Source organism: Streptomyces sp. RP5T, assembly GCF_003933965.1.
Classification (GTDB): Bacteria; Actinomycetota; Actinomycetes; order Streptomycetales; family Streptomycetaceae; genus Streptomyces.
Window position 1 is genome coordinate 1 of record NZ_RSAJ01000407.1, and the last position, 7794, is coordinate 7794.

The window sequence follows — 7794 nt, forward strand, 5'->3', positions numbered from 1 at the left end:
CCATTCCCCGCCCCACCCCCGACAAGCCCGCAGGAGGCCCGCAGTGAACGACGCTCTCGACGTCGCCCTGCGACTCCTGATCGTCTTCGTCGTCTTCCTCACCTTCCCCCTGATCATCGGTCAGACCGAGCACAAGGTGATGGCCCACATGCAGGGCCGCCTGGGCCCCATGTACGCCGGCGGCTTCCACGGCTGGGCCCAACTCGTCGCTGACGGCGTGAAGTTCGCCCAGAAGGAAGACGTCGTACCGGCGGGCGCGGACCGCCGCGTCTTCCAACTCGCCCCCGCCGTCGCCCTCCTGCCCTACCTCGTCGTCCTCCTCGCCATCCCGATCGGCCCCGGCGAGGGCGCCGTCGGCGAGGTCGTCGACGCCGGCGTGTTCTTCGTGCTCGCCGTGATGGGCGTGGGCGTCCTCGGCTCCCTCATGGCCGGCTGGGCCTCCGCCAACAAGTTCTCCCTCCTCGGCGGACTCCGCACCGCCGCACAGCTCCTCGCCTACGAACTCCCGATGCTCCTCACCGCCGCCTCGGTGGCGATGGCGGCCGGAACCGTCTCCCTCCCCGGCATCCTCGACGCCTTCGAGTGGTGGTGGCTGCCCTGGCAGATCGTCGGCGCCGTCGTCTTCTTCGTGGCCGGCCTCGCCGAACTCCAGCGGCCCCCCTTCGACATGCCGGTCGCCGACTCGGAGATCATCTTCGGTGCCTACACCGAGTACACCGGTCTTCGCTTCGCCCTGTTCCTCCTCGCCGAGTACGCCGGAATCGTCGTCCTGTGCGGCCTGACCACCGTCCTCTTCCTGGGCGGCTGGCACGGACCCTGGGGCGCCGACGGTCTCGGCTGGGTCTGGACCCTCCTCAAGACGGCTCTGCTCGCCTTCGTCGTCATCTGGCTCCGCGTGACCTATCCCCGTCTGCGCGAGGACCAGCTCCAGAAACTCTCCTGGACCCTCCTCGTCCCCCTCTCCCTCGCCCAGATCGCCCTCACCGGCGTCGTCAAGGTGGTGATCCAGTAACCATGGCCCCCATTCCTGGCTCGGGCCTGGCCAAGGGCCTGGCCGTCACCCTGCGCACGATGACGAAGAAGACCGTCACCGAGCAGTACCCCGACGCCCAGCCCGACCTGCCGCCCCGTAGCCGCGGGGTGATCGGCCTGTTCGAGGAGAACTGCACGGTCTGCATGCTCTGCGCCCGTGAGTGCCCCGACTGGTGCATCTACATCGACTCCCACAAGGAGACGGTCCCGGCGGCGACCCCCGGTGGCCGCGAGCGCAGCCGCAACGTCCTCGACCGCTTCGCCATCGACTTCTCCCTCTGCATGTACTGCGGTATCTGCATCGAGGTGTGTCCTTTCGACGCCCTGTTCTGGTCCCCGGAGTTCGAGTACGCCGAGACCGACATCCGCGAACTCACCCATGAGCGGGACAAGCTCCGGGAGTGGATGTGGACGGTCCCGGCCCCACCGGCCCTAGACCCCGGTGCCGAGGAGCCGAAGGAGATCGCCGCCGCCCGCAAGACCGCCGAGAAGCTGGCGGCGGCCCAGGCGGAGCCGCCCGCGCCGGCCGATCCCCACGGGGAGCAGTCGTGACCCTCGCTCAGGAGGCGCACGGCTTCCTCTCCCCGACCGGTGTCGAGATCGCCTTCCTCCTCGTCGGTCTGGTCACCTTCGGCGCCGCGATCGTCACCGTGACCACCAAGCAGCTGGTGCACGCCGCCCTGTGGCTGGTGGTGGCCCTCGGTGGCCTCGCCGTCGAGTACCTCCTGCTCACCGCCGAGTTCATCGCCTGGGTGCAGGTGCTCATCTACGTGGGTTCCGTCGTCGTCCTCCTTCTGTTCGGTCTGATGCTCACCAGGGCTCCCATCGGCCGCTCCCCGGACGCGGACTCCGGCAACCGGTGGGCCGCCCTCGCCGTCGCCCTCGCCGCGGCGGCCGCGCTGGTCTGGGTGGTCGTCGACGCCTTCCGCACCACCTGGATCGACCTCGACGGGCCCGCGGCCGGCTCCACCGAGGTCACCGGAGCGAGCCTCTTCCAGAACTGGGTCCTCCCCTTCGAGGCCCTCTCCGTCCTGCTCCTCGCGGCACTGGTCGGCGCGATCGTCCTGTCCCGCAAGGCGAAGGCGGAGTCGAGCTCTCCCCCTGTGAACTCCCGAGCCGCGACCGGTGGTTCCCCATCCGTCCCGGATTCCCGCAATCACCGGATCGGGCGAAATGATCCGGTATCGGGAACCAAGTCGGCCCAGCGACCCGCGTCGCCCGAGTCGACCGCGTCGGCCAAGGGCACCGGGCCCACGGAGGGAACCGAACCCACCAAGGGCACCGAGCCCGCCGAGCAGGAAGGCGCCCGCTGATGCACCTCGCCTATCCCGCCGTACTCTCCGCCCTCCTCTTCTGCACCGGCCTCTACGGCGTCCTCGCCCGCCGCAACGCGATCCTTGTCCTGATGTCGGTCGAGCTGATGCTCAACGCCGTCAACCTGAACCTGGTCGCCTTCGACGTGTGGCTCAGCAGGACCGCCGAGGAGACCCTGCACTCCGGCCAGGCCCTCACCTTGTTCACCATCGCCATCGCCGCCGCCGAGATCGGCATCGGCCTCGCGATCGTCCTCGCCGTGCACCGCAACCGCGGCACCGCGGACATCGACAAGCTCCGCGACACGGCCGAGGGACACGACCCCGAAGACCGCGACGACTCCGACAGCGACGCCCACCCGGCCGAGCAGGCCGCACGATCCGGGCGGACCGGGAAGGCTGAGGCCACCGCGTGACCACGACCACCCTCGCCGTCCTCGTCCCCGTCCTCCCTTTCCTGGGCGCCGTGGCCGGCCTGCTCCTGGGGCGCACGGCTCCCGGCTTCGTCCGCCCGCTCGCCGTCCTGCCTCCGCTGGCCGCCCTCGCGCTCGCCGCGGTGGTCGCCGTGCGCCAGGGCGGCGACCAGACGGTGAACGCCGCCACCGAACTCACCCCGACCGGCTCGGTCCCGATCGAACTCGCCCTGTACATCGACGGCTTCGCCGCCCTCGTGGCCGTTCTGGTCGCATTCGTCGCCACGTGTGTGCAGATCTACTCGACGGGCTATCTGCGCGACGACCCGCGCTACCCCTCGTACGCCGCTCTCGTCTCCCTCTTCACCTCCGCGATGCTGCTCGTCGTCTACTCCGGCGACCTCATCGTGCTGCTGGTCGGCTGGGAGATCATGGGCATCTGCTCGTACTTCCTGGTCGGCCACTACTGGGAGACCCCGGAGGCCCGCGCCGCCTCCCTCAAGGCCTTCCTGGTGACCAAGCTCGGTGACGTCCCCTTCCTGATCGGCCTGTTCGCGCTGGCCACCGACGCGGGTTCCTTCCGGATCACGAAGGTTCTGGACGCCGTCGCGCACGGCGGACTCGACCATCCGACCCTGATCGCCCTGCTCCTCCTCGCGGGTGTGGCCGGCAAGTCGGCGCAGTTCCCGCTGCACACCTGGCTCCCCGACGCGATGGCCGGCCCCACGCCCGTCTCCGCGCTGATCCACGCCGCGACGATGGTCGCCGCCGGTGTCTACTTCGTCGCCCGGCTCCTCCCCGTCTTCGAGTCCTCCCGCGCCGCGATGGTCGTCCTCGCCGTCATGGCCGCCGTCACGATGGTCGGTTCCGGTCTCGCCGCGCTCGCCCAGGACGACATCAAGCGCGTCCTCGCGTACTCGACGATCGGCCAGCTCGGCTACATGACCGGCGCCCTCGCCGTCGGCGACCGCGGTGCCGCCGTCTTCCACCTCCTGTCCCACGGCGCCTTCAAGGCGCTGCTGTTCCTCGCGGCCGGCGTGATCATCCACGCCGCCGGCACCAACTCACTGGCCGCCATGTCCCGCATGAAGGACCTGCGTGCCCGCGTCCCCGACGCCTTCTGGACGATGACCGTGGCGCTCCTCGCGCTCGCCGCGATCCCACCCTTCAGCGGCTTCTTCTCCAAGGAGTCCGTCCTCGGCGCCGCCGAGCACGTCGCCACCGGCCACACCGAGCACGCTCCCGGCGCCTCGGGCTGGATCACCCTGGTCGCCGGCCTCCTCGCGGCCCTGCTCACCGCCGCGTACGCGACCCGCCTGTGGCTGCTGACCTTCCACGGACGCGGCGCCGAGGCCCCCGACCACGGCCGTCAGCCGCTGACGATGAACGTGGTCCTGTGGGTCCTCGCCGCCCCCTCCCTGGCCCTCGGAGCGTTCGCCTACCGCGTGCTGCCCGACTGGTTCGACGGCCGTGACCTCACCCCGACTCTCACCACGTCCGTCGTCGGCACGGGAGTCGCCCTGATCGGCGGCATCGTCACCTACGCGGCCTGGCGGCACACCAGCCCGCTCGTCGCCCGCGTCCCGCTCGGCGCGGTCGCCGCCCACCCCGAGGGCGACGCCGGACTGGTCGAGGCCGAGGCCATCGCCACCCACGAGCCCGCCTACGGAGACGTGGCCCACGCGCCGGACCCCGCCGACCCCGGACGGCTGCTGCTGGGGCCCCTGCACCGCCACGCGGCCGTCGGCTTCCACCTGGACGCCTTGTACACGACCCTCTTCGTCCGCCCGGTCCGAGCCGGAGCCGACCTCGTCCGGTTCCTGGACCGCGAGGTCGTCGAGACCTACGTACGCGGTGCGGGCGCACTGCCCCGCTGGCTCGGCAGCGCCGTACGACGTGCGCAGACCGGCAATCTCCAGACCTATGTGAGCGCCCTGCTCGCCGGCACCGTCGTCCTCGCGGTCGCCGTCGTCCTCGTCGCCACGGGAGCGTGAGCAGGCGTGATCGATATCAACGAGTCCGTGATGCAGTTCCTTCTCGCGTTCGTCGTGGCCGGCCCGCTTCTCGGTGCCGTCACGGCTCTGCTGCCCGCCCCGCCCGGGCTGAAGGGGAAGTCGCCCGAGCAGGCCGTACTGCGGCACGGCGTGACCGTCACCGGCGTGATCCTCATCGCCGCGATCGTCCTCGCGCTCGGCTTCGACCACGACCATCCGTCGAAGATGCAGGCCACGACCGACATCAGCTGGATCCCCGCACTCGACGTGCGTATCCACCTCGGCATCGACGGCATCTCCCTCCCCCTTCTGGTCCTGACCGCGCTGTTGACCTTCCTCTGCGCGCTCTACTCCTACTTCAAGATGCCTTCGGGCCCGTCCCCGAAAGCCTTCGTCGCGCTGCTGCTCGTCCTGGAGTCCGGCACCCTCGCGACCTTCGCCGTTCTCGATCTGCTGCTGTTCTTCCTCGCGTTCGAGACGGTGCTCATCCCGATGTACTTCCTCATCGCCCGCTGGGGCGGCGCGGACCGCCAGGCCGCCGCCTGGCGCTTCATCCTCTACACACTGCTCGGCTCGGTCGTCATGCTGCTCGGCCTGCTCCTGATCGGGATCAAGGCGGGCACATTCGACATGGTGGCACTCGCCACTGACAACGGCCGGTCACTGACCGCATCCGTGCAGGTCATCGCCGTTCTGTCGATCGGGATCGGGCTCGCGGTCAAGACCCCGATGTGGCCCCTGCACAGCTGGCTGCCCGACGCCCACACCGCCGCCCCGACCGTCGGCTCGGTTCTGCTGGCCGGTGTCCTGCTGAAGATGGGCACGTACGGGTTCGTCCGGATTCTGCTGCCGATCGCACCCGACGGCTTCCGCGACTTCGCGCCCTACCTCGCCGCCTTCGCGGTCGTCGGGATCATCTACGGATCGCTGGCCTGCCTCGCCCTCGCCAAGCAGGGCGCGAAGGGCGACCTCAAACGCCTCATCGCCTACTCCTCCGTCGGCCACATGGGCTTCGTCCTCCTCGGCATCGCCACCATGACCCCGACCGGTGTGAACGGCGCCCTGTTCGCCAACATCGCCCACGGCCTCATCACCGGCCTGCTGTTCTTCCTGGTCGGTGCCCTGAAGGACCGCACCGGCAGCACCGACCTCGACACCCTGGCCGAGGAGACCGGCGCCGCCCTGTACGGCAGGGCGCCCCGGCTCGGCGGCCTGCTGGCCTTCGGCGCGGTCGCCTCGCTCGGGCTGCCCGGCCTGGCCGGATTCTGGGGCGAGATGCTGGCCCTCTTCGGAGCGTTCGACCCCGCGGACGGCCTCAGCCGCCCCGCCTTCCTCACCTTCATGGCGATCGGCGCGTTCGGCACCCTTCTGACGGCCGCGTACATGCTCGTGGTGGTCCGCCGCGTCTGCATGGGCGCTCAACCTCAGGACGCCCCCCGGCTCGCCGACGTCCACGCGTACGAGTTCGCGGCCTGGACGCCGCTCGTCGCCCTCACCGTCGTGGCGGGCCTGTGGCCCAAGGCCCTTCTCGGCCTGACCGACCCGGCCGTCCAGCAGCTCCTCGCAGGAGGCAACCGATGAGCACCCCGGCCGCCCTGGCCCAGCCCCTTGCAGCCTCGGCCGAGCCGCTGACCGCGACGGCCGCGAACCTCGTCCAGTCCGTCGACTGGCTCGCGATCGCCCCGCCGACCCTCGCGGCGGTCGTCGGACTCGTCGTCCTCGTCGCCGACCTGTTCGTCGGCGATCAGAAGAAGCCCCTGCTCGGGTGGGTCTCGGTCGCCGGCCTGGCGGCTTCCACGCTCCTGCTGCTCCCCCTCCTGGACGGCGACCGCAGCACGTTCTGCCTGACCGGCGACGACAGTGTCTGCAGCTACACCGCCGACCGCTTCACGCTCGTCATCCAGTTCCTGGTCCTCGGCGGCGCCCTTCTGACCTCCCTCCTGTCGGTCACCACCCTCAAGGACGCCGACCGGAAACTCCCCGAGGGCGAGTACTGGTTCCTGCTGCTCTCCTCGGCCGCCGGAGCCGCCCTCCTGCCGGCCTCCCGCGACCTGGCCACCCTCATCGTCGCCCTGGAAGTCGCCTCCCTGCCCGCCTTCGCCCTCGTCGGCATCCGGCACGGCGACAGGAAGTCCTCCGAAGCGGCCCTGAAGTTCTTCCTGTCCTCGGTCACCGCGACCGCGGTCAGTCTCATGGGCATCAGCTTCGTGTACGCCTCCACCGGCACCCTCTACCTCACCCAGGTCGCCGAACGCATCCAGCACGTCGACGGACAGCTCCACACCCTCGCCCAGACCGGCGTCGTCCTCACCCTGGTCGGCTTCGCCTTCAAGACCGCCGCCGTGCCCTTCCACTTCTGGGTGCCCGACACCTACGCGGGCGCGCCCCTCCCGATCGCCGCCTACTTGTCGGTCGTCGGCAAGGCGGTCGGCTTCTCCGGCCTGATCCTCGTCACCGTCGTCGCCCTGCCGTCGTACGCCGACGTCTGGGGCCCGGCGCTCGCCGTGCTGGCCGCCCTCACGATGACCGTCGGCAATGTCGGCGCCCTCCGACAGCAGGCCACGCGCGCGTACAGCGCGGTACGGCTGCTCGCCTGGTCCTCCGTCGGCCAGGCCGGCTACCTCCTCGTCCCGATCGCCGCCGCCGCGTACTCCGACGACGCCGAGCGGTCCCTCGGCTCCACCGTCGCCTACGCCCTCATGTACGCCGCCGTGAACCTCGGCGCCTTCGCCGTGGCCGCCCTGGTGGGCCGTACGAAGGCGGCGAACCGCATCGCCGACTACCGCGGCCTGTACGCGACGAACCCGCTCGCCGCTCTCCTCCTGGCCTTCTTCCTGCTCTGTCTGGCGGGCCTGCCGCCGGGCATCATCGGCCTGTTCGCCAAGGTCACCGTCTTCTCGGCGGCCGTGGACGCGGGCCTGGGCTGGCTCGCCGTGGTCATGGCCGTCAACGTCGTGATCGCGCTGTTCTACTACCTCCAGTGGACGACGCTGCTCTTCCGGTCCCCCGAGGGCGAACCCGCCGCGCACCGCGTCCCCGCCC

Annotated in this window: 7 protein-coding genes; all 7 read left to right on the forward strand. The window is 70.6% G+C overall.

All coding sequences use genetic code 11. From position 1 onward, the window contains the following. Window positions 1-43: 43 nt before the first annotated feature. On the forward strand, window positions 44-1012 hold the full coding sequence (locus EHS43_RS31470; RefSeq protein ID WP_125194087.1) for a complex I subunit 1 family protein: 969 nt from the start codon (window positions 44-46) through the stop codon (window positions 1010-1012). 2 nt (window positions 1013-1014) lie between these two features. Then, window positions 1015-1584 (forward strand): NADH-quinone oxidoreductase subunit I, encoded by a 570-nt coding sequence (locus tag EHS43_RS31475; protein ID WP_125194088.1) that lies wholly within the window; start codon window positions 1015-1017, stop codon window positions 1582-1584. Then, window positions 1581-2345 carry an NADH-quinone oxidoreductase subunit J gene (locus tag EHS43_RS31480; protein WP_125194089.1) on the forward strand — a complete coding sequence of 255 codons (765 nt, stop codon included), beginning with the start codon at window positions 1581-1583 and terminating at the stop codon, window positions 2343-2345. Before EHS43_RS31475 ends, EHS43_RS31480 begins: the two co-directional genes overlap by 4 nt. Continuing rightward, the gene (nuoK, locus tag EHS43_RS31485) at window positions 2345-2761 is read left to right on the forward strand and encodes an NADH-quinone oxidoreductase subunit NuoK (protein WP_125194090.1); all 417 of its coding nucleotides are present in this window, start codon (window positions 2345-2347) and stop codon (window positions 2759-2761) included. Before EHS43_RS31480 ends, nuoK begins: the two co-directional genes overlap by 1 nt. Next, window positions 2758-4752 (forward strand): NADH-quinone oxidoreductase subunit L, encoded by a 1995-nt coding sequence (locus EHS43_RS31490; RefSeq protein ID WP_125194091.1) that lies wholly within the window; start codon window positions 2758-2760, stop codon window positions 4750-4752. The genes nuoK and EHS43_RS31490 overlap by 4 nt, the downstream gene beginning before the upstream one ends. Before the next feature lie 6 nt (window positions 4753-4758). Continuing rightward, a complete protein-coding gene (locus EHS43_RS31495) occupies window positions 4759-6333 on the forward strand; it encodes an NADH-quinone oxidoreductase subunit M (protein WP_125194092.1) in 1575 nt (524 codons plus the stop codon). Beyond that, a partial coding sequence (locus tag EHS43_RS31500; RefSeq protein WP_148104133.1) for an NADH-quinone oxidoreductase subunit N occupies window positions 6330-7794 on the forward strand: 1465 nt, incomplete at its 3' end. The genes EHS43_RS31495 and EHS43_RS31500, both read left to right, overlap by 4 nt.